This is a genomic window from Bacillus sp. FSL W8-1202, assembly GCF_038006165.1.
GTDB classification, from domain to species: Bacteria; Bacillota; Bacilli; order Bacillales; family Bacillaceae; genus Bacillus; species Bacillus subtilis.
The window spans coordinates 1,735,696-1,758,513 of sequence record NZ_JBBOUR010000001.1 but is presented as its reverse complement, the minus strand read 5'-3'; the positions used below and the strand labels follow the sequence as shown (position 1 = coordinate 1,758,513).

General features: G+C 45.3%; 19 protein-coding genes, 4 tRNA genes and 3 rRNA genes. 5 read left to right on the top strand and 21 right to left on the bottom strand.

What is annotated here, in order from left to right; all coding sequences use genetic code 11:
• Positions 1–125: 125 nt before the first annotated feature.
• Both groL and groES read right to left on the bottom strand, forming a co-directional pair.
• Positions 126–1,757, bottom strand: a complete 1,632-nt coding sequence (gene groL, locus NSQ09_RS09195) for a chaperonin GroEL (protein ID WP_003234067.1) — start codon at positions 1,755–1,757, stop codon at positions 126–128.
• A gap of 46 nt (positions 1,758–1,803) precedes the next feature.
• On the bottom strand, positions 1,804–2,088 hold the full coding sequence (groES, locus tag NSQ09_RS09190; RefSeq protein WP_003155970.1) for a co-chaperone GroES: 285 nt from the start codon (positions 2,086–2,088) through the stop codon (positions 1,804–1,806).
• Between the two features lie 238 nt (positions 2,089–2,326).
• Here groES and NSQ09_RS09185 point away from each other — a divergent pair, with 238 nt between their 5' ends.
• Together NSQ09_RS09185 and NSQ09_RS09180 are read left to right on the top strand one after the other, a co-directional pair.
• Positions 2,327–3,061 carry a CPBP family intramembrane glutamic endopeptidase gene (locus NSQ09_RS09185; RefSeq protein WP_003234069.1) on the top strand — a complete coding sequence of 245 codons (735 nt, stop codon included), beginning with the start codon at positions 2,327–2,329 and terminating at the stop codon, positions 3,059–3,061.
• Positions 3,058–3,249 (top strand): YdiK family protein, encoded by a 192-nt coding sequence (locus NSQ09_RS09180; RefSeq protein WP_003225680.1) that lies wholly within the window; start codon positions 3,058–3,060, stop codon positions 3,247–3,249. Before NSQ09_RS09185 ends, NSQ09_RS09180 begins: the two co-directional genes overlap by 4 nt.
• A 232-nt stretch (positions 3,250–3,481) precedes the next feature.
• Here NSQ09_RS09180 and tatC read toward each other — a convergent pair whose 3' ends face one another.
• Genes tatC through moaC form a run of 4 tightly spaced genes read right to left on the bottom strand, consistent with a single transcriptional unit; the run spans position 3,482 to position 5,604 of the window.
• Positions 3,482–4,246, bottom strand: coding sequence for a twin-arginine translocase subunit TatC (tatC, locus tag NSQ09_RS09175; protein WP_015252680.1), 765 nt, complete (start codon positions 4,244–4,246; stop codon positions 3,482–3,484).
• A 6-nt stretch (positions 4,247–4,252) separates the two neighbouring features.
• A complete protein-coding gene (gene tatAY, locus NSQ09_RS09170) occupies positions 4,253–4,426 on the bottom strand; it encodes a sec-independent protein translocase protein TatAY (RefSeq protein ID WP_003234072.1) in 174 nt (57 codons plus the stop codon).
• Between the two features lie 21 nt (positions 4,427–4,447).
• Complete coding sequence (locus tag NSQ09_RS09165) at positions 4,448–5,095, bottom strand: redox-sensing transcriptional repressor Rex (protein ID WP_003234073.1); 648 nt, start codon at positions 5,093–5,095, stop codon at positions 4,448–4,450.
• Positions 5,092–5,604 carry a cyclic pyranopterin monophosphate synthase MoaC gene (gene moaC / locus NSQ09_RS09160; RefSeq protein WP_017697373.1) on the bottom strand — a complete coding sequence of 171 codons (513 nt, stop codon included), beginning with the start codon at positions 5,602–5,604 and terminating at the stop codon, positions 5,092–5,094. The genes NSQ09_RS09165 and moaC overlap by 4 nt, the downstream gene beginning before the upstream one ends.
• 125 nt (positions 5,605–5,729) lie before the next feature.
• On the opposite strand from moaC, the gene NSQ09_RS09155 reads away from it, so the two are divergent.
• Positions 5,730–7,658: an ABC-F family ATP-binding cassette domain-containing protein gene (locus tag NSQ09_RS09155; protein ID WP_341031057.1), complete on the top strand. Its 1,929-nt coding sequence runs from the start codon at positions 5,730–5,732 to the stop codon at positions 7,656–7,658.
• Between the two features lie 229 nt (positions 7,659–7,887).
• Here NSQ09_RS09155 and tsaD read toward each other — a convergent pair whose 3' ends face one another.
• The 12 genes from tsaD to NSQ09_RS09095 all read right to left on the bottom strand — a co-directional run bounded on the left by tsaD (position 7,888) and on the right by NSQ09_RS09095 (position 17,009).
• Complete coding sequence (tsaD, locus tag NSQ09_RS09150; RefSeq protein WP_029317384.1) at positions 7,888–8,928, bottom strand: tRNA (adenosine(37)-N6)-threonylcarbamoyltransferase complex transferase subunit TsaD; 1,041 nt, start codon at positions 8,926–8,928, stop codon at positions 7,888–7,890.
• A complete protein-coding gene (gene rimI / locus NSQ09_RS09145; protein ID WP_003243019.1) occupies positions 8,921–9,376 on the bottom strand; it encodes a ribosomal protein S18-alanine N-acetyltransferase in 456 nt (151 codons plus the stop codon). The genes tsaD and rimI overlap by 8 nt, the downstream gene beginning before the upstream one ends.
• 9 nt (positions 9,377–9,385) lie before the next feature.
• A complete protein-coding gene (gene tsaB / locus NSQ09_RS09140; RefSeq protein WP_086343521.1) occupies positions 9,386–10,075 on the bottom strand; it encodes a tRNA (adenosine(37)-N6)-threonylcarbamoyltransferase complex dimerization subunit type 1 TsaB in 690 nt (229 codons plus the stop codon).
• Positions 10,056–10,532, bottom strand: coding sequence for a tRNA (adenosine(37)-N6)-threonylcarbamoyltransferase complex ATPase subunit type 1 TsaE (gene tsaE, locus NSQ09_RS09135; protein ID WP_015715341.1), 477 nt, complete (start codon positions 10,530–10,532; stop codon positions 10,056–10,058). Before tsaE ends, tsaB begins: the two co-directional genes overlap by 20 nt.
• A gap of 14 nt (positions 10,533–10,546) precedes the next feature.
• A complete protein-coding gene (gene thiL / locus NSQ09_RS09130; protein ID WP_086343520.1) occupies positions 10,547–11,524 on the bottom strand; it encodes a thiamine-phosphate kinase in 978 nt (325 codons plus the stop codon).
• 180 nt (positions 11,525–11,704) lie between these two features.
• Positions 11,705–11,781, bottom strand: a tRNA-Asp gene (locus tag NSQ09_RS09125).
• A gap of 60 nt (positions 11,782–11,841) precedes the next feature.
• Positions 11,842–11,918, bottom strand: a tRNA-Met gene (locus tag NSQ09_RS09120).
• 14 nt (positions 11,919–11,932) lie between these two features.
• Positions 11,933–12,048, bottom strand: a 5S ribosomal RNA gene (rrf, locus tag NSQ09_RS09115).
• Positions 12,049–12,103: 55 nt separating this feature from the next.
• A 23S ribosomal RNA gene (locus NSQ09_RS09110) occupies positions 12,104–15,031 on the bottom strand.
• Positions 15,032–15,198: 167 nt separating this feature from the next.
• Positions 15,199–16,748 (bottom strand): 16S ribosomal RNA (locus tag NSQ09_RS09105).
• The 16S, 23S and 5S rRNA genes sit together here with 4 tRNA genes alongside, the layout of an rRNA operon.
• A gap of 97 nt (positions 16,749–16,845) precedes the next feature.
• Positions 16,846–16,919: transfer RNA gene (locus NSQ09_RS09100), tRNA-Gly, on the bottom strand.
• A 13-nt stretch (positions 16,920–16,932) separates the two neighbouring features.
• Positions 16,933–17,009: transfer RNA gene (locus NSQ09_RS09095), tRNA-Arg, on the bottom strand.
• A 335-nt stretch (positions 17,010–17,344) separates the two neighbouring features.
• Between NSQ09_RS09095 and NSQ09_RS09090 the strand changes: the two genes are divergently transcribed.
• Both NSQ09_RS09090 and NSQ09_RS09085 read left to right on the top strand, forming a co-directional pair.
• Positions 17,345–18,199, top strand: coding sequence for a manganese catalase family protein (locus NSQ09_RS09090; RefSeq protein ID WP_024573398.1), 855 nt, complete (start codon positions 17,345–17,347; stop codon positions 18,197–18,199).
• A gap of 139 nt (positions 18,200–18,338) precedes the next feature.
• Positions 18,339–19,691 carry an IS1182 family transposase gene (locus tag NSQ09_RS09085; protein ID WP_014478984.1) on the top strand — a complete coding sequence of 451 codons (1,353 nt, stop codon included), beginning with the start codon at positions 18,339–18,341 and terminating at the stop codon, positions 19,689–19,691.
• A gap of 155 nt (positions 19,692–19,846) precedes the next feature.
• Here the strand turns inward: NSQ09_RS09085 and gmuG are convergent, their stop codons facing one another.
• From gmuG to gmuE, 3 genes are read right to left on the bottom strand one after another with little or no spacing between them, the layout of a single operon-like run.
• Entirely contained in the window at positions 19,847–20,935 is a 1,089-nt protein-coding gene (gene gmuG / locus NSQ09_RS09080) for a mannan endo-1,4-beta-mannosidase (protein WP_257986458.1), read from the bottom strand.
• An 18-nt stretch (positions 20,936–20,953) separates the two neighbouring features.
• Complete coding sequence (gene manA / locus NSQ09_RS09075) at positions 20,954–21,901, bottom strand: mannose-6-phosphate isomerase, class I (protein WP_041850757.1); 948 nt, start codon at positions 21,899–21,901, stop codon at positions 20,954–20,956.
• Positions 21,898–22,797, bottom strand: coding sequence for a fructokinase GmuE (gene gmuE, locus NSQ09_RS09070; protein ID WP_017695999.1), 900 nt, complete (start codon positions 22,795–22,797; stop codon positions 21,898–21,900). The genes manA and gmuE overlap by 4 nt, the downstream gene beginning before the upstream one ends.
• Between the last annotated feature and the right edge of the window lie 21 nt (positions 22,798–22,818).

Below are 22,818 nucleotides of genomic sequence, written 5' to 3'. Positions count from 1 at the left end.
ACTAATGGGAAACCTCTGATTTAGGCCCTTATTGAAAGAAAATGTTACCCTTTTGTTACCCCTTGGGTATCGTAAAGTATTTAAGGGTCTAGAAACCCATCGTTAATGGAGTTCAGGGGGAATGATTACATCATGCCGCCCATACCGCCCATGCCGCCCATGTCAGGCATTCCGCCGCCAGCGTTTTCTTCTGGCTTGTCAGCGACAACGGCTTCAGTTGTTAAGAACATTGCAGCTACAGACGCAGCGTTTTGAAGAGCTGAGCGTGTAACTTTCGTTGGGTCAACGATACCTTTTTCGATCATGTTTACCCATTCGCCAGTTGCAGCGTTGAAGCCTACGCCGATTTCTTCGTTTTTGAGGCGCTCAACGATGACAGATCCTTCAAGACCAGCGTTGTGTGCGATTTGACGGATTGGCTCTTCAAGCGCGCGAAGCACGATGTTGATACCTGTTTGAGCATCGCCTTCAGCTTCAACTGCAGCGACTTTGTTATATACGTTTACAAGCGCTGTACCACCACCGGATACGATGCCTTCTTCAACAGCTGCGCGAGTTGAGTTCAAGGCGTCTTCGATGCGAAGTTTACGCTCTTTCAGCTCAGTTTCAGTCGCAGCGCCGACTTTGATGACAGCTACGCCGCCAGCAAGTTTAGCAAGACGCTCTTGTAATTTTTCTCTGTCGAATTCAGAAGTTGTTTCTTCCACTTGAGCGCGGATTTGAGTCACGCGGGCAGAAATTTTGTCTGTTTCGCCAGCGCCTTCAACGATTGTTGTGTTTTCTTTAGTAACGACAACTTTAGAAGCGCGTCCCAATTGAGCGATTTGAGTAGATTTCAGGTCAAGGCCAAGATCTTCTGTGATGACTTCTCCGCCAGTAAGGACAGCGATGTCTTCAAGCATTGCTTTACGGCGGTCACCGAAGCCAGGAGCTTTAACAGCAACTGCGTTGAATGTGCCGCGAAGTTTGTTCACAACAAGTGTTGCAAGTGCTTCGCCTTCAACATCCTCAGCGATCAGAAGCAATGGTTTGCCTTGCTGAACAACCTGCTCAAGCACAGGAAGGATTTCTTGAATGTTTGTGATTTTTTTGTCTGTGATTAAGATGTAAGGATTGTCAAGAACCGCTTCCATCTTATCAGAGTCAGTTACCATGTAAGGAGACGCATATCCGCGGTCGAATTGCATACCTTCAACAACTTCAAGCTCAGTTGTGAAGCCTTTAGACTCTTCGATTGTGATAACGCCGTCGTTTCCTACGCGCTCCATTGCTTCAGCGATAAGGCTTCCGACTTCCTCATCAGCAGCAGAGATCGCAGCAACCTGAGCGATAGACTCTTTGCCTTCGATTGGCTTAGAAATTTCTTTTAAGTTTTCGATCGCAACCGCTACAGCTTGTTCCATCCCTTTACGCACGCCTACAGGGTTAGCGCCTGCTGTTACGTTTTTAAGGCCTTCACGGATCATTGCTTGCGCAAGAACTGTCGCAGTTGTTGTACCGTCACCGGCAACGTCGTTTGTTTTGCTGGCTACTTCAGCTACAAGCTTCGCACCCATGTTTTCAAACGCATCTTCAAGCTCGATTTCTTTAGCGATTGTTACACCGTCATTTGTGATTAACGGAGAACCGAATTTTTTCTCTAGAACCACGTTGCGTCCTTTTGGTCCTAAAGTTACTTTAACAGCATCAGCAAGTGCATCGACACCGCGAAGCATTGCGCGGCGAGCTTCTTCACTAAACTTAATTTCTTTTGCCATGTTTACAAGACCTCCTCAAATGTTTTAAGTATTGTTTATTTAAGAATTAGCCGATAACAGCTAAAATGTCGCTTTCACGTAAGATTAAGTATTCAGTACCTTCGTATTTCACTTCAGTACCTGCGTATTTTGAGAAGATAATGCGGTCGCCCTCTTTTACTTCTAAAGCAACGCGCTCTCCGCTTTCTAACACGCGACCTGAACCAGCTGCCACGATTTTGCCTTCTTGCGGTTTTTCTTTTGCAGAATCCGGCAACACAATTCCGCTGGCAGTTTTTTCTTCAGATTCTACGAGTTCAATGACAACGCGATCACCTAATGGCTTTAACAATGTAATAACCTCCTCAATAGTATGAATATGCAATTTTAGCACTCAGCACTAAAGAGTGCTAACACAATTCTTATAATAAAGAATCTCCCTTCCAATTTCAAGTGATAAGATAAAAATTTTTTCACGCTTACATCATTCTTTTCCGCTCGCTTTTCCGTTAGCTTTTTCACCCCCGTACCGATTATGTTACAATAGCTGTAGATGAACGAAACCCACTTAACAAAGGAGTACATACCATTTGAGAAAACAGTATTGGTTTATTATTTTGACATATATCATCATGCAGTTTTCCGCATTAATCGCGATTCCCTTGTTATTTAAATTCGGTTATGCCGGAGGACAGCCTACAGATGAAAATATGCTGCATGCACAAGGATTATGGTCCGTTATCAGCTTTATCGCCTGTCTCGTTGTTGTTCTGCTCATTCTGAGAACCGTTCCGAAAGAAACGCTGCGAAACGGACAGAAGGACTCAATCGGACTTTCTATCCTTTGGGCGATAGCCGGTTTTTTCATTGCCCTTTTCTCTCAAGGAATAGCAGGCTCTATTGAATATTATGTTTTTGGCATCGGAAGAGAATCAGAAAATACACAAGCGATTCTGGATGTCATTCAGGCAGTCCCGCTCATGATTATCGTTTCTTCCATCGTCGGGCCTATATTAGAAGAAATCATCTTCAGAAAAATCATTTTCGGCGCGCTGTACGAAAAAACGAATTTCTTTTTTGCAGGACTGATCAGCTCAGTTATTTTCGGTATTGTTCACGCTGATTTGAAGCATCTTCTTCTATATACAGCAATGGGCTTTACCTTTGCCTTTTTATATGCCAGAACAAAACGGATATGGGTGCCGATTTTCGCCCATTTAATGATGAATACATTCGTCGTCATCATGCAGCTTGAGCCTGTTCGGAATTACCTTGAACAGCAGAGCACACAAATGCAATTGATTATTGGAGGATTATTTTTATGAGAAACCCGGTAGTTTGGGGAATGATCTACTTTGCCGTAGGGTGCATCTTTACTTATCTTGCCGCAAGCTCGCCAGGCAGCATGTGGTCATTTTACTCCATCCTGCTGATGGTGTTCGCCGCTTACAACATCAGCATTTCTTTTAAGATGTTCGCCTTTTCATTTAAAATCAAAAAGAACCAAAAATAAAGAAAATCCATTTCTGAATGAGAAATGGATTCAAATTAAATCCTAAAACGGCTTTCGTTTTAGGATTTTGTCATTTTCAGCGTGGTTGAAAACCCTTGAAGTCTAGGAAAGGCGAGCATCGGAGCGGAGCGAATGTTTTCATTCGTGAGCACCAACGCACAGGCTTGACAACGAATGCGGGGGGTTTGTCAACACGCTGAATCCATTTCTCTCATGAGAAATGGATTTTTTATTATTGCCCCGAAGACACGTCCTGATCGGCAGCACTGCTTTTCTGCGCTTTCCGATAGGCGGCCTTCGATATAAGGATACTGATTTCATATAAAATCAAAAGCGGGACTGTGACCATCATATGGGACAGAAGCTCAGGCGGTGTAATCAGGGCTGCGATCACCAGCAGCGTAAAATACGCATACTTTCTGATTTTCGCCAAGAACATCGGTGTCACAATTCCGAGCCTGGTCAAAAACATGAGGATGACCGGCATTTGAAACAGCAGTCCAAACGGAATCGTCAGCTGCAGAAGAAAATGAAAATATTCATTAATTCCGATCACCTGATTGACATTCAAATCCTGAGAAATCCGCTTCATAAAATCAACAACAAAAGGAAATAAAATATAATATGAAAAAGATAAGCCCGCTAAAAACAGCAAAATAGAGATCGGAATGTAGCTGAGCGTTACTTTGCGCTCTTTCTCATAGAGACCCGGGCTCACAAAAGCCCAAAGCTGATAAAGAATAACCGGCGAGGTCAGGACTATGCCGATGATAAACGCAAACTGCATAAACACATAAAGCGGGTCTGTCAGGTTAAACGCGTTAAGCGTAAGCTGCTTCGCTTCATCTGTTTCTTGCAGATACACAATAATCGGCTTCGCTAAAAAAAATCCAGCAATAAAGAAAACGACAAACGCCAGCGCTACAATCAGCAACCGTTTTCGAAGCTCAGCAATATGCTCCAGCAGCGACATTTGATTCACTTTCATTCGTGTCATCCTAACTTACTGATCTTCTTTCTTTTTTTCCTCTTCATCACTCGTTAATCCTTTTGTAGCGTTTTTGAATTCACGAAGTGTGTCTCCCGCTGCTTTCCCCAATTCAGGCAGCTTTTTGGGACCGAAGATAATAAGAGCAACGATTGCGATAACAGCAAGGCTTCCAGGACCGATCGGCATATTTGGGCTCCTCCTTTCCCTCTATTCGATTTCCTCTAAAACTGAATAATGCTTCAAAAAATAAACCAGTGACTGAAGCTCAACTGCTAAATCTATATGATGAATTCGAATGTGTTCCGGCACATTCAAACGGGCCGGCGTAAAATTAAGGATTCCCTTGATTCCTAATGCGACCAATCTATCTGTAATGGATTGAGCGGCAACTGCAGGCACTGTAAGAATGGCAACTGATTCATCTTTTACGTGTTGTTCAAGGTCATCAAGGTTATAGACGGGCACGCCGCCTACCTCAGTTCCTATTTTACTCTCATTTATATCAAAAGCCATAGAAATTTTTGTGTTATTGTTTTTTGTGAAATTATAGTGAAGAAATGCCGTTCCCAAGTTCCCGACACCAATCAAGATGACGTCTGTCATCTCATCCTGATCAAGCGTTTTTCGGAAAAAAGACAGCAAATAATCCACATTATATCCGTATCCTTTTTTGCCAAGAGCTCCAAAATAGGAAAAATCCCTCCGAATCGTGGCAGAATCAACCTTTACGGCATCACTGAGTTCAGCGGATGATACACGCTGTTTTCCTGACGCATGCAGATTCTTTAAAAAGCGATAGTAAAGCGGCAGCCGTTTCGCCGTCGCCTGCGGAATTTTTGATTGATCCTTATTCATTTTTGGTCCTCCAAATTATACTCGGATAGTTCTCTTTTAAAGTCACCGTTTATCCCGCCTGTCTTCTCCAGCAAGAAAGTAGGGCCGATGACCATCCCCTTATCAAGGGCCTTGCACATATCGTAAACGGTAAGAGCGCACACCGATGCAGAAGTGAGCGCTTCCATTTCCACACCTGTACTCCCTTTCGTTTTGACCTGTGCTTTTATATGAAGTATAACTTCTGCTTCTTTTATTTTCCAGTCAAACGATATATCTACCCCGCTCAATGAAAGCGGATGGCACATCGGAATGATATTCGACGTTTGCTTTGCGGCCATAATGCCTGCCACCTGCGCGACAGCCAGTACATCTCCTTTGCCGATATCGTGACTTTGTATTTTCTCGTACACCTCATTCTTCATGTGTACGCTTGAAACAGCCGCCGCAGTACGGACAGTCGAAGATTTTTCGCTGATATCCACCATCTGGGCTCTGCCCTGTTCATTAAAATGAGAAAATCCATTCATATTAAAACGCTCCTTAAACAGATCATACACTATTTTCTTCTCTATGTCTTATATGGCCAATGTATTGTTTGCTGACTTCTGGTTCATAAGCTACACTTAACTTATTATAGCAGAGGTGAAATAATATGATGATCTTACAAGTTAATCAGCTGTCCAAATCATTTGGTGCTGATACTATTTTAAACAATATAAAGCTGGAAGTCAGAAATCGTGATCGCATCGCCATTGTAGGAAGAAATGGCGCCGGAAAATCCACGCTCCTTAAAATTATCGCAGGCCAGCTTTCGTATGAAAAGGGCGAAATTATTAAACCGAAAGATATTACAATGGGATATCTCGCCCAGCATACTGGCTTGGATTCTAAGCTTACCATAAAAGAAGAGCTGCTGACTGTTTTTGACCACTTAAAAGCAATGGAAAAGGAAATGCGGGCTATGGAAGAAAAAATGGCGGCAGCTGACCCGGGTGAATTAGAAAGCATCATGAAAACCTACGACCGCCTTCAGCAGGAATTCAAAGATAAAGGCGGCTATCAATATGAAGCGGATGTAAGATCTGTGCTGCATGGTCTCGGCTTCAGCCATTTTGACGATTCTACACAGGTTCAAAGCCTCAGCGGAGGCCAGAAAACAAGACTGGCTTTAGGTAAGCTTCTGTTAACACAGCCTGATTTGCTCATTCTCGATGAGCCGACAAACCATCTGGATATTGATACGCTTACCTGGCTTGAGCATTATTTACAAGGCTATTCAGGCGCCATCCTCATCGTTTCGCATGACCGCTACTTTTTGGACAAAGTAGTAAACCAGGTATACGAGGTATCAAGAGCAGAAAGCAAAAAGTATCACGGCAACTACAGCGCTTATCTCGACCAAAAAGCCGCGCAGTATGAAAAAGATCTTAAAATGTATGAAAAGCAGCAGGACGAGATTGCAAAGCTGCAGGACTTCGTAGACCGAAATCTGGCGAGAGCCTCTACCACCAAAAGGGCGCAGAGCCGCAGAAAGCAGCTTGAGCGAATGGAAGTCATGTCAATACCGCTTGGCGATGAAAAATCTGCAAACTTTCATTTTGATATTACAAAACAGAGCGGAAATGAAGTCCTCCGTGTTCAGGATCTCACAATCAGCTATGAAAACCAGCCGCCGCTTTTAACAGAAGTGTCATTCATGCTCACAAGAGGAGAAAGCGCAGCGCTTGTCGGCCCTAACGGAATTGGTAAATCGACATTACTGAAAACATTGATAGACACCCTAAAACCAGATCAAGGAACGATCTCATACGGCTCAAATGTCAGTGTCGGCTATTATGATCAGGAACAGGCTGAGTTGACTTCCTCTAAACGTGTCCTTGATGAGCTGTGGGACGAGTACCCCGGGCTCCCAGAAAAAGAAATCAGAACGTGTCTCGGAAATTTCTTATTCTCCGGAGATGATGTGCTGAAACCAGTTCATTCACTGAGCGGAGGCGAAAAAGCAAGATTGGCTCTAGCTAAGCTGATGCTTCAAAAAGCCAACTTTCTCATCCTTGATGAACCGACGAACCATCTGGACTTAGACAGCAAAGAAGTTCTCGAAAACGCGCTGATTGATTATCCAGGCACACTGTTATTTGTCTCACATGACAGATATTTTATTAACAGAATCGCCACAAGAGTATTGGAGCTTTCTTCAAGCCATATAGAGGAGTATCTGGGAGATTACGATTATTATACAGAGAAAAAAACAGAGCAGCTTGAATTGGAGAAAATAAATCAGCAAGAGGAAACTGAAAAAACGCCAGCTACAGTGAAGTCTGACTCCAAACGTTCCTACGAGGAAGAAAAAGAATGGAAAAAGAAAGAGCGCCAACGCCTCCGTCGGATTGAAGAAATTGAAACCACTGTTCAAACCATTGAAGAGAACATTAGCCGCAATGATGAATTGCTATGTGACCCTGAAGTCTATCAGGATCATGAAAAAGTACAAGCTATCCATGCAGACAATGAGAAGCTTAATCAGGAGCTGGAATCTCTTTTGGCCGAATGGGAAGAACTATCCACAGAAGAAGATTAAAAAAGTCAAGCACCTCTTTTTAGAGGTGCTTTTTATCCACAGAACATCCCCTAATAAATAAACAAAGTAAGCGCTTTATACACACTATCCACAAAATATTCTGAATTTATCCACTTTATTAACAGTGACCTCAGCCCTTTATCCATCAATATCTCTATAATTACTCACAGACATGTGGATAAATTGTGAATTGTCTGTTAATAACAAACATATAAAAAGTCTCACGCTATTATCTCGTGAGACTTTGATAAGAAGCCAATTCAAGGCCGGGCTGGCCATTCATATCATATGCACCGCGAATTCCTTTTTCAAAAGCAATTGTACCAGCAGCAGCAATCATCGCAGCATTATCCGTGCATAAAGCTAATGGAGGAATGACAAGCGTAATCCCTTCATGCTGGGCAAATTCCTTTTCTAATGCAGCTCTGAGGCCTCTGTTTGCAGCTACTCCTCCGGCTAAAAGGACCTGTTTGACATCATATTCCTTTGCCGCGCGCGCCGTTTTGGTTACCAAGACATCGATCACACTATTTTGGAAACTGGCAGACAAATCTTCCGGAGCAATCTCTTGCCCTTTTTGGGATGCATTATGAAGCGTATTGATCACCGCAGACTTCAATCCGCTAAAGCTGAAGTTGTAAGAGCCTTCTTCAAGCCATGCGCGAGGAAGCGGAATATTGTCATTCCCTTTTTCAGCTAGCTTGTCAATTTGCGGTCCACCCGGATATGGCAATCCCATCGTCCGCGCCACTTTGTCGTAGGCTTCTCCTGCCGCATCATCAAGGGTTTCCCCAATGACTTCAAATGATCCATGTTCCTTCATATAAACCAGTTCTGTATGGCCTCCTGAAACGACCAATGCCAGTGCCGGGAACACGATGTCTTCTACAAGACGGTTCGCGTATATATGACCGGCTATATGATGAACGCCTACTAACGGAATGTTATGTGCAAAGCTCAATGCTTTAGCGGCATTCACTCCGATAAGAAGCGCTCCCACCAGTCCCGGACCTTCTGTTACTGCAATCGCATCAATATCACTATACGTCATGCCAGCTTTGCGAAAAGCCTCTTCTATAACCAAAGTGATTTGTTCAACATGATGTCTTGAAGCAATTTCCGGAACAACGCCTCCGAAGCGCTTATGGCTTTCAATTTGAGAGGCTACTACATTTGAAATGATCTCTTTCCCGTTTTTCACAATAGCTGCAGCAGTCTCATCACAGCTTGTTTCAATTCCTAATACGTACATGTCTTTTTGCTCACTCATTTATCGTCACCCACATAATTAACGCATCTTCCCCGTTATCAGTATAATAGTTCTTTCTTATTCCGCCGGGCTGCATCCCGAATTTCTTATATAAGCCTTGAGCAGGATGATTCGAAACCCTCACTTCAAGCGAAAGCCGCCTTGCGTCTTTTTCTTTGCACAGTTCAACAGCTGAGCGAAAAAGCGTTTCTCCTAAAGACTGGCCGCGATACTCTGGTTTTATCGCTATATTTGTAATTTGGGCATCGTCCATCACAATCCAAATCCCGCAATACCCAGCAAGATGGCCGTCCTTTTCAATCACGAGATAATGAGCATACGGATTTTCCAGCAGCTCATGATAAAACGAATCCTTCGTCCAAGGAGACGTAAAGGAGGATGCTTCGATTTCGTATACGTGATCTATATCTTCAAGCCGCATATTTCTGACCGCTGCTTTTGTTTTCATCCTATCACCCTACTTTTGACTTTCAATCCATTTCGCTTCAGCTTCTGCCAGCCGCAAGTAATCCGGGACAAGCCCATGAACATCAGCTGCTTCCTTTTCCTTCCCGAGAAAAGCCAATTCTGAAGGACGCGGGTTATGCTGGGCGGCAGTTCCAATGAACCCTTTTGTTCCAAGCACATCCTCGATCATCTGCTTGTGAATAGAAGTGTCGTGACCTAAAAACAAAACAGAACGATTCTTTTCTTTTAGCATCTCCAGCCAATCTGCCAGCATCACATTTTGATCTGGAACAACTTGCTCTAAAAGTCCATTTTTATATTGATACAGACCTGTGTACACCTGTCCCCGTCTAGCATCAAAGATTGGGCTGATCAGACCGTCAAAATGCCGACCATTTGCCGCAAGCGTCTCAAGACTTGATACAGCACTTATTGGAATGTCTAAAGACCAGGCAAGTGTTTTGGCCAACGTCACACCTATTCTTACTCCTGTGTATGAACCAGGGCCTTTTGCAACGACAATTTTAGAAAGGTCCTGCGGTGCCATATCACAATCATTCAGCAATGAATGAACAGCAGGCATCGCTCTTACAGAGTGGTTCTTTTTCAAGTATGTAATGTATTCTGCTATAACGGTGTCTTCTCGAAGCAGCGCAATGCCCAATGTATAATTTGATGTATCAATTGCTAATATTGTCATGTCTACTTAACTCCTCACAAAGCATTTCATACCGATTCCCGACAGCAGTAAAGGTAATTTCCCGCTCATCATCACCAGCTCTTTTGATGACAATTTGCAGTCGCTCCTGCGGCAGCTGTTCTTCAATTAAATGAGCCCATTCAACGAGACAGACACCTTGTCCGTGAAAATATTCATCAAGTCCCAAATCTTCACTTTCATCTTCCATTCTATACACATCCATATGATAAAGAGGAAGTACGCCATCGTTATATTCTTTTATAATTGTAAAAGTCGGACTGTTTACAACACGTGTAATTCCCAGCCCTTCTGCAAAACCTTTCGTAAAAGTCGTTTTTCCTGCACCTAAATCGCCCTCTAATGTCAGGACGTCTCCCGGTTTAGCAAACGATGCCGTCAGCTTGGCAATTGCTTTTGTTTCTTCTGGATTTACAGTTCTCCATTTTAATTGCTTCACACAAGTCACCCGTCTTATTTAAAATGATTATATCCCTTTTTCTCTAAGATCATTGATGTTTGATCTGTTTTTAGGATCACTTTAGATTTTGTTTTTTCCCTGACATGGCCAATCTTTGTAATGGGAAGTTGACGTGCTGCGCACTGTTGCTTCAACACTTCCCACTCCTCATTTGAAACCGTCCCTGTCAGCTCAAAATCCTCACCGCCAAACAAAGCCCATTCTTTCCAGTTAGGATGAAGCTTAGGCAAATCAGAATGAATTGGAAGCATGCTTTCATCAATTTCAATTGAAACACAGCTGGCTTCTGCAATCTCGTTCAGTTCACTAGCCAATCCGTCACTAACATCATTTAAAGCTGCCCGTTTAAAAATCGAGCATAATCTGCCGACGCTTACTCTTGGCTCAGGCCGTTTATGCCTGTGGATAAAGTAATCCGTTTCCACAGATGAGTTTTGAGGATTAGTCTCTTCCAGCAATAAAGAAAGCCCTGCTGCAGAAGAACCGATTTCACCGGTTACAAACACAATATCATTCGGTTTTGCCAAGCTGCGCAAACAGGCCTGTCCCTTTTCAATTTCACCGATCACAGTGACTGTAACGACTAATTTGTCAGCGGTAGAAACTGTATCGCCGCCAATCAGATCCATATGATATAGTTTCGCCAGTTCATTCATTCCTTCATACATCGCCTTAATTTCAGATTCAGTCCATTTTGAAGGTATCGCAAGTGATACCAGATAAAACTTAGGAATGCCTCCCATCGCGGCAATATCACTTATATTAACGGCTAACGCCTTATACCCGATATCTTCAGGTGAGGAATAGTGTAATTTGAAGTGTACGTCTTCTACCATAGTATCAACACAAACAATTTCCTGAACGCCGTGTTTCGCAGTGTAGAGCGCTGCATCATCACCTATTCCTACATCAACGGAAGAATGGTGAATGGTCCGCGGAGTAATGCTATGTATCAAATCAAATTCATCCATGAACCAAAATCTCCTTTCAACCCTGCTTATGCCTATATGTGCTCTTCCTAGTTTATCGAATTTTGCTGGAATATCCAAGATGTTCCCGATATAAAGAAAGCTTGGCTATGACACCAAGCAGAAGATACAGTAAAAGAAAACACAAAAAAAACGAAAACATGATCGTTTCGTTTACATTAATGGCGGTCCGGACGGGACTCGAACCCGCGACCTCCTGCGTGACAGGCAGGCATTCTAACCAACTGAACTACCGGACCATATTTGTATAAGATTATTTTGGTTGCACCCTTAGGGCACTCCTTATTTAATCATATATTTGGTTGCGGGGGCAGGATTTGAACCTGCGACCTTCGGGTTATGAGCCCGACGAGCTACCGAACTGCTCCACCCCGCGATGATAAAAGTAATGCTTGGCGGCGTCCTACTCTCACAGGGGGAAACCCCCGACTACCATCGGCGCTGAAGAGCTTAACTTCCGTGTTCGGTATGGGAACGGGTGTGACCTCTTCGCTATCGCCACCAAACAAATTGAGAGTGTTCTCTCAAAACTAGATAACAGGTGTGACATCATTCAAAAATATGGTTAAGTCCTCGATCGATTAGTATCTGTCAGCTCCATGTGTCGCCACACTTCCACCTCAGACCTATCAACCTGATCATCTTTCAGGGATCTTACTTCCTTGCGGAATGGGAAATCTCATCTTGAGGGGGGCTTCATGCTTAGATGCTTTCAGCACTTATCCCGTCCGCACATAGCTACCCAGCGATGCCCTTGGCAGAACAACTGGTACACCAGCGGTGCGTCCATCCCGGTCCTCTCGTACTAAGGACAGCTCCTCTCAAATTTCCTGCGCCCGCGACGGATAGGGACCGAACTGTCTCACGACGTTCTGAACCCAGCTCGCGTACCGCTTTAATGGGCGAACAGCCCAACCCTTGGGACCGACTACAGCCCCAGGATGCGATGAGCCGACATCGAGGTGCCAAACCTCCCCGTCGATGTGGACTCTTGGGGGAGATAAGCCTGTTATCCCCGGGGTAGCTTTTATCCGTTGAGCGATGGCCCTTCCATGCGGAACCACCGGATCACTAAGCCCGACTTTCGTCCCTGCTCGACTTGTAGGTCTCGCAGTCAAGCTCCCTTGTGCCTTTACACTCTGCGAATGATTTCCAACCATTCTGAGGGAACCTTTGGGCGCCTCCGTTACCTTTTAGGAGGCGACCGCCCCAGTCAAACTGCCCACCTGACACTGTCTCCCCGCCCGATAAGGGCGGCGGGTTAGAAGGTCAATACAGCCAGGGTAGTATCCCACCGATGCCTCCACCGAAGCTGGCGCTCCGGTTTCCAAGGCTCCTACCTATCCTGTACAAGCTGTACCAACATTCAATATCAGGCTGCAGTAAAGCTCCACGGGGTCTTTCCGTCCTGTCGCGGGTAACCTGCATCTTCACAGGTACTATAATTTCACCGAGTCTCTCGTTGAGACAGTGCCCAGATCGTTGCGCCTTTCGTGCGGGTCGGAACTTACCCGACAAGGAATTTCGCTACCTTAGGACCGTTATAGTTACGGCCGCCGTTTACTGGGGCTTCAATTCGCACCTTCGCTTACGCTAAGCGCTCCTCTTAACCTTCCAGCACCGGGCAGGCGTCAGCCCCTATACTTCGCCTTACGGCTTCGCAGAGACCTGTGTTTTTGCTAAACAGTCGCCTGGGCCTATTCACTGCGGCTCTCTCGGGCTTGCACCCTAACAGAGCACCCCTTCTCCCGAAGTTACGGGGTCATTTTGCCGAGTTCCTTAACGAGAGTTCTCTCGATCACCTTAGGATTCTCTCCTCGCCTACCTGTGTCGGTTTGCGGTACGGGCACCTCTCACCTCGCTAGAGGCTTTTCTTGGCAGTGTGGAATCAGGAACTTCGCTACTATATTTCGCTCGCCATCACAGCTCAGCCTTATGGGAAACGGATTTGCCTATTTCCCAGCCTAACTGCTTGGACGCGGATATCCAATACCGCGCTTACCCTATCCTCCTGCGTCCCCCCATTGCTCAAATGGTGAGGAGGTGGTACAGGAATATCAACCTGTTGTCCATCGCCTACGCCTTTCGGCCTCGGCTTAGGTCCCGACTAACCCTGAGCGGACGAGCCTTCCTCAGGAAACCTTAGGCATTCGGTGGAGGGGATTCTCACCCCTCTTTCGCTACTCATACCGGCATTCTCACTTCTAAGCGCTCCACCAGTCCTTCCGGTCTGGCTTCACAGCCCTTAGAACGCTCTCCTACCACTGTTCGAAGAACAGTCCGCAGCTTCGGTGATACGTTTAGCCCCGGTACATTTTCGGCGCAGAGTCACTCGACCAGTGAGCTATTACGCACTCTTTAAATGGTGGCTGCTTCTAAGCCAACATCCTGGTTGTCTAAGCAACTCCACATCCTTTTCCACTTAACGTATACTTTGGGACCTTAGCTGGCGGTCTGGGCTGTTTCCCTTTCGACTACGGATCTTATCACTCGCAGTCTGACTCCCAAGGATAAGTCATTGGCATTCGGAGTTTGACTGAATTCGGTAACCCGGTAGGGGCCCCTAGTCCAATCAGTGCTCTACCTCCAAGACTCTTACCTTGAGGCTAGCCCTAAAGCTATTTCGGAGAGAACCAGCTATCTCCAGGTTCGATTGGCATTTCACCCCTACCCACACCTCATCCCCGCACTTTTCAACGTGCGTGGGTTCGGGCCTCCATTCAGTGTTACCTGAACTTCACCCTGGACATGGGTAGATCACCTGGTTTCGGGTCTACGACCACGTACTCATGCGCCCTATTCAGACTCGCTTTCGCTGCGGCTCCGCATCTTCTGCTTAACCTTGCACGGGATCGTAACTCGCCGGTTCATTCTACAAAAGGCACGCCATCACCCGTTAACGGGCTCTGACTACTTGTAGGCACACGGTTTCAGGATCTCTTTCACTCCCCTTCCGGGGTGCTTTTCACCTTTCCCTCACGGTACTGGTTCACTATCGGTCACTAGGGAGTATTTAGCCTTGGGAGATGGTCCTCCCGGATTCCGACGGAATTTCACGTGTTCCGCCGTACTCAGGATCCACTCAGGAGAGAACGAAGTTTTGACTACAGGGCTGTTACCTCCTATGGCGGGCCTTTCCAGACCTCTTCATCTACCTCGTTCCTTTGTAACTCCGTACAGAGTGTCCTACAACCCCAAGAGGCAAGCCTCTTGGTTTGGGCTAATCCCGTTTCGCTCGCCGCTACTCAGGGAATCGCATTTGCTTTCTCTTCCTCCGGGTACTTAGATGTTTCAGTTCCCCGGGTCTGCCTTCTCATATCCTATGAATTCAGATATGGATACCACTCCATTACGAGTGGTGGGTTTCCCCATTCGGAAATCTCCGGATCAAAGCTTGCTTACAGCTCCCCGAAGCATATCGGTGTTCGTCCCGTCCTTCATCGGCTCCTAGTGCCAAGGCATCCACCGTGCGCCCTTTCTAACTTAACCGTTAAAAAGAATCACTATGTGATATCTTGTATTACTTGAATGTGATGTCTACTGTTATCTAGTTTTCAAAGAACACGTTTCGAAGGAATGATCCTTCAAAACTAAACAAGACAGGGAACGTTCTGTTTATAAGACCCAAGGTCTTATATTCCGTATAATATCCTTAGAAAGGAGGTGATCCAGCCGCACCTTCCGATACGGCTACCTTGTTACGACTTCACCCCAATCATCTGTCCCACCTTCGGCGGCTGGCTCCTAAAAGGTTACCTCACCGACTTCGGGTGTTACAAACTCTCGTGGTGTGACGGGCGGTGTGTACAAGGCCCGGGAACGTATTCACCGCGGCATGCTGATCCGCGATTACTAGCGATTCCAGCTTCACGCAGTCGAGTTGCAGACTGCGATCCGAACTGAGAACAGATTTGTGGGATTGGCTTAACCTCGCGGTTTCGCTGCCCTTTGTTCTGTCCATTGTAGCACGTGTGTAGCCCAGGTCATAAGGGGCATGATGATTTGACGTCATCCCCACCTTCCTCCGGTTTGTCACCGGCAGTCACCTTAGAGTGCCCAACTGAATGCTGGCAACTAAGATCAAGGGTTGCGCTCGTTGCGGGACTTAACCCAACATCTCACGACACGAGCTGACGACAACCATGCACCACCTGTCACTCTGCCCCCGAAGGGGACGTCCTATCTCTAGGATTGTCAGAGGATGTCAAGACCTGGTAAGGTTCTTCGCGTTGCTTCGAATTAAACCACATGCTCCACCGCTTGTGCGGGCCCCCGTCAATTCCTTTGAGTTTCAGTCTTGCGACCGTACTCCCCAGGCGGAGTGCTTAATGCGTTAGCTGCAGCACTAAGGGGCGGAAACCCCCTAACACTTAGCACTCATCGTTTACGGCGTGGACTACCAGGGTATCTAATCCTGTTCGCTCCCCACGCTTTCGCTCCTCAGCGTCAGTTACAGACCAGAGAGTCGCCTTCGCCACTGGTGTTCCTCCACATCTCTACGCATTTCACCGCTACACGTGGAATTCCACTCTCCTCTTCTGCACTCAAGTTCCCCAGTTTCCAATGACCCTCCCCGGTTGAGCCGGGGGCTTTCACATCAGACTTAAGAAACCGCCTGCGAGCCCTTTACGCCCAATAATTCCGGACAACGCTTGCCACCTACGTATTACCGCGGCTGCTGGCACGTAGTTAGCCGTGGCTTTCTGGTTAGGTACCGTCAAGGTACCGCCCTATTCGAACGGTACTTGTTCTTCCCTAACAACAGAGCTTTACGATCCGAAAACCTTCATCACTCACGCGGCGTTGCTCCGTCAGACTTTCGTCCATTGCGGAAGATTCCCTACTGCTGCCTCCCGTAGGAGTCTGGGCCGTGTCTCAGTCCCAGTGTGGCCGATCACCCTCTCAGGTCGGCTACGCATCGTTGCCTTGGTGAGCCATTACCTCACCAACTAGCTAATGCGCCGCGGGTCCATCTGTAAGTGGTAGCCGAAGCCACCTTTTATGTTTGAACCATGCGGTTCAAACAACCATCCGGTATTAGCCCCGGTTTCCCGGAGTTATCCCAGTCTTACAGGCAGGTTACCCACGTGTTACTCACCCGTCCGCCGCTAACATCAGGGAGCAAGCTCCCATCTGTCCGCTCGACTTGCATGTATTAGGCACGCCGCCAGCGTTCGTCCTGAGCCAGGATCAAACTCTCCGATAAAGTAGTTTGACTGACTACGCACATCGCTGTGCGATTTTTAAAAACTGAATTAACAGGTACGTTTTGTCTTGTTTAGTTTTCAAAGATCATTCAATAATGGAGCGGGTGATGAGAATCGAACTCACGACATCAGCTTGGAAGGCTGAGGTTTTACCACTAAACTACACCCGCGTGGTATCTTATATGGCGCGCCCGAGAGGAGTCGAACCCCTAACCTTTTGATCCGTAGTCAAACGCTCTATCCAATTGAGCTACGGGCGCTTATCAAGCGACTTAACTATCATACTATCATTTGATGTTGAAGTCAAGAAGTTTTTTAAAAATGTTTTTCGAATCTTTTTCAATTCGACTTATCTTATTATACACATTTTCGAAATCTTGTAAACACCTTAGAAAAACTTTTTTGTTTTTCTGTTTTGTTTCACGCTGTTCATCAGCGACGTTTAATAATATACCATGCCTGTTTTATTTGGTCAACACTTTTCCTGTATTTTTTTATTTTCTTCTTTCACGCCTTCCCATGCTTATCATGTATATATTTTATCTCATCTTACAAATAATATAAGAAAATCTCTTAAGAAGAAATGAGGCGTGTTATGTATTACTACAAAGAGGAACTGATTAATATCATTAAACCGGACAAGCCAGACCCGGCAGCTGCTAAGGTCCTGCAGGAGATATTAGGCGGTCATTACGGAGAAATGCGTACAATGATGCAGTTTTTTTTCCAAAGCTCTAATTTCAGAGGAAAGCAGAAACAGTATCGCGATCTGCTTCGCGGCATTTTTTTAGAGGAGATTGCCCACGTTGAACTGGTTCAAAACACAATCAATGCTTTATTAGATGAATCAGGCGGTGAAGGTGTCGGCAGTCAAGGTACAGATCAAGCGCCACTTGATGAAGCGGTTAAACATGCTAATCCTCATCATTATATTATTGGAGCGCAAAGTTCCCTTCCTGTTGATGCAGGGGGCAATCCGTGGAACGGGTCGTGGGTGTATAACCACGGAAACTTAATTACTGACCTGCTGGATAACCTGCTTCTTGAGTCGACAGGTGTGCTGCAAAAAACAAGAATTTATGAAATGAGCTCTAATCAGACGTTCCGCGAAACACTTGCTTTTCTGATTGTACGCGACAATGCTCACCAGAATGCATTCGCGAAAGCGCTCGAGACATTGGGCGTTGAATGGGCGAAGCTGCTCCCTGTGCCGAATTATGACATTAATAAATATCCTGAGTGCAGAAAGTATGTCGAATTAGGCTACCATAATGCACAGTTTAACTTTAGGTTGGATGAAACGAGAATCAGTGAAATCTATCAAGGGAAATCTCCAAGCCGAAATGGCGGAGAGTTACAAGTAATAGATCCTCCGGCAGGCTTTCCCGTACCAGTGCTTCCTGAAATACCAAATGAACACAGTCCTGGGTTAGGCGATATGAATGCTTAATCCAGTGGGAAGGTGCTCAAGAAACTTCTTGAGCACCTTCAGGCTGTCGAGAAAATCTCGTCAGCCTTTATTTTTCCTTAAAATATCCATTCTTCTGTAATAAAATAAAAGAAAGACTTAAAAGGACGGTGTCTTTCTCATGTTCCACACAAGAAACTCTTCTCAAAACACAGCCGAATTTGTTCTGCTTGACCAACTCGTTGAAGAGGATCACCTGCTTCGGAAAATTGATAAACACATAGACTTCTCTTTCATCATTGAAAAGGTGAAACCTTACTACAGTGAAAACAAAGGCCGCCCCTCACTTGATCCGCTTATTTTATTTAAAATGATGTTTATCGGATACCTCTATGGTATCCGTTCAGAAAGACAGCTTGAAAAAGAAATTTACTACAATATGGCGTACAGATGGTTTCTCGGATTGAACATAAACGACCCGGTTCCACACCACTCCACCATCAGCTGGAACAGACGCACACGCTTTAAAGATACAACCATCTTCCAAGACATTTTTGATGAGATCGTTCTTCAGGCCATCAATCATGACATGGTGGGCGGACGAGTCCTATTCACCGACTCCACACACCTTAAAGCCAATGCCAACAAGCATAAATACACAAGAAAAACAATTGCGCAGGATACCCAAAACTATATCAAGGATTTAAATGAAGCCATTCAAGAGGATCGGGAGGAACACGGAAAAAAACCATTAACAGCCAAAGAGGAGGTGAAAGCTGAAAAAGAGATCCGCCACAGTACAACCGATCCGGAAAGTGGCTATCTGTATCGTGAAAACAAACCAGAAGGTTTTTTCTATTTAGATCACCGCACAACAGATATGAAATACAACATTATCACCGATGCCTACGTCACACCTGGAAATGTCCATGATTCTGTGCCTTATCTTGACCGATTAGACCACCAAATCGCACGATTTGGTTTTCAAGTAGAAGCCGTCGCCCTTGATTCCGGATATTTAACGACTCCGATCTGTAAAGGATTATCTGACCGCCAAATCTTTGGTGTCATCGCACATAGACGTTATCACCCTATCCGAGGCTTGTTTCCAAAATGGAAATTTCATTATGACAGTGAACAAGACAGATACATTTGTCCAAATCACCAAACACTTACATACTCAACAACTGACCGAAAAGGCTACCGGTCATATAAATCAAATCCTGAAATATGTTCCTCATGCCCACTGCTTGAAAACTGTACAAAATCAAAGAATCGGCAGAAAGTGATTACTCGACATGTATGGGAAGATCATAAAGAAAAGGTCAGACAAAATCGCTTGTCTGTTTCAGGAAAAAACCTCTACAAAAAAAGAAAAGAAAAAATAGAGCGAAGCTTTGCAGATTCAAAACAGCTGCATGGGCTTCGCTATTGCAGGTTGAGGGGAAAACGAAATGTGAGTGAACAAGTTCTCCTCACAGCCGCATGCCAGAACATGAAGAAGATTGCCACATACCTAGCCAAGCAAGGCTAGGCATGTGGGAGCGCTTTTTCTGCATCTGAAACCTGGTGAATATCTAAAGAAACAGTATAAAACAAAAAAGCTTGTAGAAAAAACATCGTTTTCTCTACAAGCTGAAGGTGCTCAAGAAACTTCTTGAGCACCTTCTTAATTGTGACATTACGGATTCACTCAACGATTGGCGTTAAAGAATCACCATTCCATATTTCTCCCTTGTTGAGTGTCCAGCTGTCATGATATAAAGCTGAAGCACCCTTGTTTACAGCTGGGCTCCATTCATCATTCCATGCCAGAAAGTAAATGGTTTTAGGATATCTTTGTTTTATTGCATTGATAAATAGGCTGTAATCGAAGCTGCCGTTTGCTGTTTGCGGGCCGACTTCTGTAAAAGCAAAAGGTTTATTAAGCGCTGTTAGCTGATCGTATCCATTGATCGAGTAGGCATCTTGAAAATACGCATCTAATCCGACAATATCCACGTAAGACGCGCCCGGGTAAAAATCAGTTTTAAAATCTCGGTTGGCGTCGGGAGAGTAAACCCAAATCAAATGATCAAGTCCTCTTGTGTCGGTCATATAATGATAGATTTTCTTGTAGAGCTGTTTATATAGAGAGATTCTTTCATTATCCTTTTGGTTATATGATGTAAGTCCCCACCAAAACCATTCACCGTTCATTTCATGCAGCGGCCTGAACAAAACAGGCACACCTTGGTTCTCCAGCTCTTGAAGTCCGTCAGCAATTTTGCTGAGCATGGCATTCAGCCGCTTCCCTTCTGCTGTTGAAGAATCTAGTATTTTTTTATACTGATCGTTTGTAATCGGTGTTTTAAAATGCCCTGACTGAAAAGCAGGATTCGCCAGGTGCAAGCTGATTTGAGGGATTCCACCATTTTTCCAATACGATATTAAATCGCTGTTGCAGCTTACATCTATTGAATCTTCAATATTTGCTGTTTCAAGCCATCCTCTGGCATAATCGCAGCCATAAATAGCAGGCGATTGCCCGGTGGCGCTTCGGATTCTATCAGCCTCAGCCATAGAAAATGTGTCATGACTGTAACCTCCGAACGCTCCGGAAAGGACTCTGTTTTCCGTTCGGTTCGGCAGGTGCGCAAGCCAGTTCATCACTGTTTTTGTTGTCTGCTGGGCATTAGGATTCACAGGCGACACAGTATGCGCTTCAATTGGTTTTGCTAAAACAGCAGACGTAAGTAAAAATATAATGAGCAAAGAGATCGTATGTTTCTTAAACAAATGCAACTCCCCCATTCATTAAGGATGAGATATCATGAATTCACATGTTCCTTCTATTGAAAACTCGCCAAAATGCGCAGGCAAGACAAAGTGTGAGCCTGCATTGCATTCATACTGAATACCATTATTTATGATTCGTCCTGATCCGCTCAGAACACTCCCCAGCAAATAGGTTTGATGTGAAGGAAAAGCAGCTCGGCCGCTAATCTTCCATTTGTACACTGAGAAATAATCTGATTGCACATAAACAATGATCTCAGCGTTACCAACTTCTTTTACTTCCGGTGTATGCACTTTATCGATATGCGGTATCGTTATGACTTCCATGGCTTTTTCTATATGAAGAGTTCTTTTTTGGCCCTGGTCATTACAGCGGTCATAATCGTATACGCGATACGTTGTATCAGAGTTTTGCTGGATTTCAAGGACAAGGGTTCCCTCACATAAAGCATGGAGTGTACCGCTTGGCACATAAAAGAAATCTCCGGGCTTGATTTTGATTCGCCTCAGCAGCCCGTTCCAATCACCGCTTTCTATTCGTTGTTTGAATTCCTCCTTTGTGCTTGCGTGATGTCCCAAAATCAGTTCGGCGTCATCTTTGCAATCAATGATATACCAGCACTCCGTTTTACCAAGGTCGCCATTTTCATGCAGTTTTGCATAATCATCATCAGGATGGACTTGTACGGAGAGATCCATATTGGCGTCCAGCAGCTTTACCAGCAGCGGAAACACCTTACCATCCGGAAACCCGAATATCTCTGGGTGATCTTGCCATACTTGATCTAGTGTCTTTCCTGCCAGCGGGCCGTTCTTTACAGCCGACGGGCCATGGGCATGTGCAGAAACGGCCCAGCACTCACCTGTTTTTTGTGAGGGTATTGCGTAGCCAAAAGCGTCACGAAGCTTCGTCCCTCCCCATAGTCTTTCTTTAAAGACAGGCTCCAAAAATAAAGGATGCGTCATGATCGCACCTCCCCGGATGCTGCCTCTGCTTGTAAGGCCTGATGCGCTAAAACTAGCGTGCCGATGATTCCGGCGTTACTGCCTAAACGTGGAGGTACAATATAATCACTTATATCATCTGACAATTCAGAAAAATCCAAGTAGCTGTTCATGATTTTCTGTACATATTGATAGATATAAGAAAACACTTGTTTCTGTTGCATGACGCCGCCGCCAAGAATGATTTTTTTAGGGGCAAGGATCAAAATATACTGAGCCACCGCTTGGGCAATATAGTACCCTTCCAGTTCCCAGACTTGTGCTATATCTGATAAATCCGCGGCTTTTTTTCCCCAGCGGGCTTCGATAGCGGGGCCTGAAGCTAAGCCTTCAAAACAATCTCCATGATAAGGGCACTTTCCTTGGTATGCGTCATCCATGTGCCTCCGGATATAAATATGGCCCATCTCTGGGTGCGACAGCCCCTGAAGGAGCCTGCCCCCTACAATAGCCCCCGCTCCGATGCCAGTGCCAATCGTTATATACAGGCAGCTGTCAAGACCCTTCGCTTCACCGAAAAGGAATTCACCCAGCGCCGCAGCGTTGACATCTGTACTAAATCCGACTGGGATTTTCATTTCGTTCTTAACAGTTTGCAAAAAGGGGTAGTGTCTCCAGCCCGCTTTCGGCGTGGCCATAATGGTACCGTATGTTTGACTGGTTTTATCGTTATCAACGGGACCAAAGGAACCAATGCCGATTGCCTGTAATGAAAATTGTCGAAAATATTGAATTACTTTCTCTATCGTTTCATCCGGCATCTTTGTGGGGAATTCTATTCGGTCAATGATTGTTCCATCTTCTCTACCGACAGCACAAACAAACTTTGTGCCGCCTGCTTCAATACCGCCAAGCATGCAGATGGCCTCCTTGTTGTC

What these genes read in the sequence shown, in the direction of transcription:
- groL (WP_003234067.1), bottom strand. Translation starts at nt 1,757, where the DNA reads ATGGCAAAAGAAATTAAGTTTAGTGAAGAAGCTCGCCGCGCAATGCTT.
- NSQ09_RS09180 (WP_003225680.1), top strand. Translation starts at nt 3,058, where the DNA reads ATGAGAAACCCGGTAGTTTGGGGAATGATCTACTTTGCCGTAGGGTGC.
- tatC (WP_015252680.1), bottom strand. Translation starts at nt 4,246, where the DNA reads ATGACACGAATGAAAGTGAATCAAATGTCGCTGCTGGAGCATATTGCT.
- tatAY (WP_003234072.1), bottom strand. Translation starts at nt 4,426, where the DNA reads ATGCCGATCGGTCCTGGAAGCCTTGCTGTTATCGCAATCGTTGCTCTT.
- NSQ09_RS09165 (WP_003234073.1), bottom strand. Translation starts at nt 5,095, where the DNA reads ATGAATAAGGATCAATCAAAAATTCCGCAGGCGACGGCGAAACGGCTG.
- moaC (WP_017697373.1), bottom strand. Translation starts at nt 5,604, where the DNA reads ATGAATGGATTTTCTCATTTTAATGAACAGGGCAGAGCCCAGATGGTG.
- NSQ09_RS09155 (WP_341031057.1), top strand. Translation starts at nt 5,730, where the DNA reads ATGATGATCTTACAAGTTAATCAGCTGTCCAAATCATTTGGTGCTGAT.
- tsaD (WP_029317384.1), bottom strand. Translation starts at nt 8,928, where the DNA reads ATGAGTGAGCAAAAAGACATGTACGTATTAGGAATTGAAACAAGCTGT.
- rimI (WP_003243019.1), bottom strand. Translation starts at nt 9,376, where the DNA reads ATGAAAACAAAAGCAGCGGTCAGAAATATGCGGCTTGAAGATATAGAT.
- tsaB (WP_086343521.1), bottom strand. Translation starts at nt 10,075, where the DNA reads ATGACAATATTAGCAATTGATACATCAAATTATACATTGGGCATTGCG.
- thiL (WP_086343520.1), bottom strand. Translation starts at nt 11,524, where the DNA reads ATGGATGAATTTGATTTGATACATAGCATTACTCCGCGGACCATTCAC.
- NSQ09_RS09090 (WP_024573398.1), top strand. Translation starts at nt 17,345, where the DNA reads ATGTATTACTACAAAGAGGAACTGATTAATATCATTAAACCGGACAAG.
- NSQ09_RS09085 (WP_014478984.1), top strand. Translation starts at nt 18,339, where the DNA reads ATGTTCCACACAAGAAACTCTTCTCAAAACACAGCCGAATTTGTTCTG.
- manA (WP_041850757.1), bottom strand. Translation starts at nt 21,901, where the DNA reads ATGACGCATCCTTTATTTTTGGAGCCTGTCTTTAAAGAAAGACTATGG.
- gmuE (WP_017695999.1), bottom strand. Translation starts at nt 22,797, where the DNA reads ATGCTTGGCGGTATTGAAGCAGGCGGCACAAAGTTTGTTTGTGCTGTC.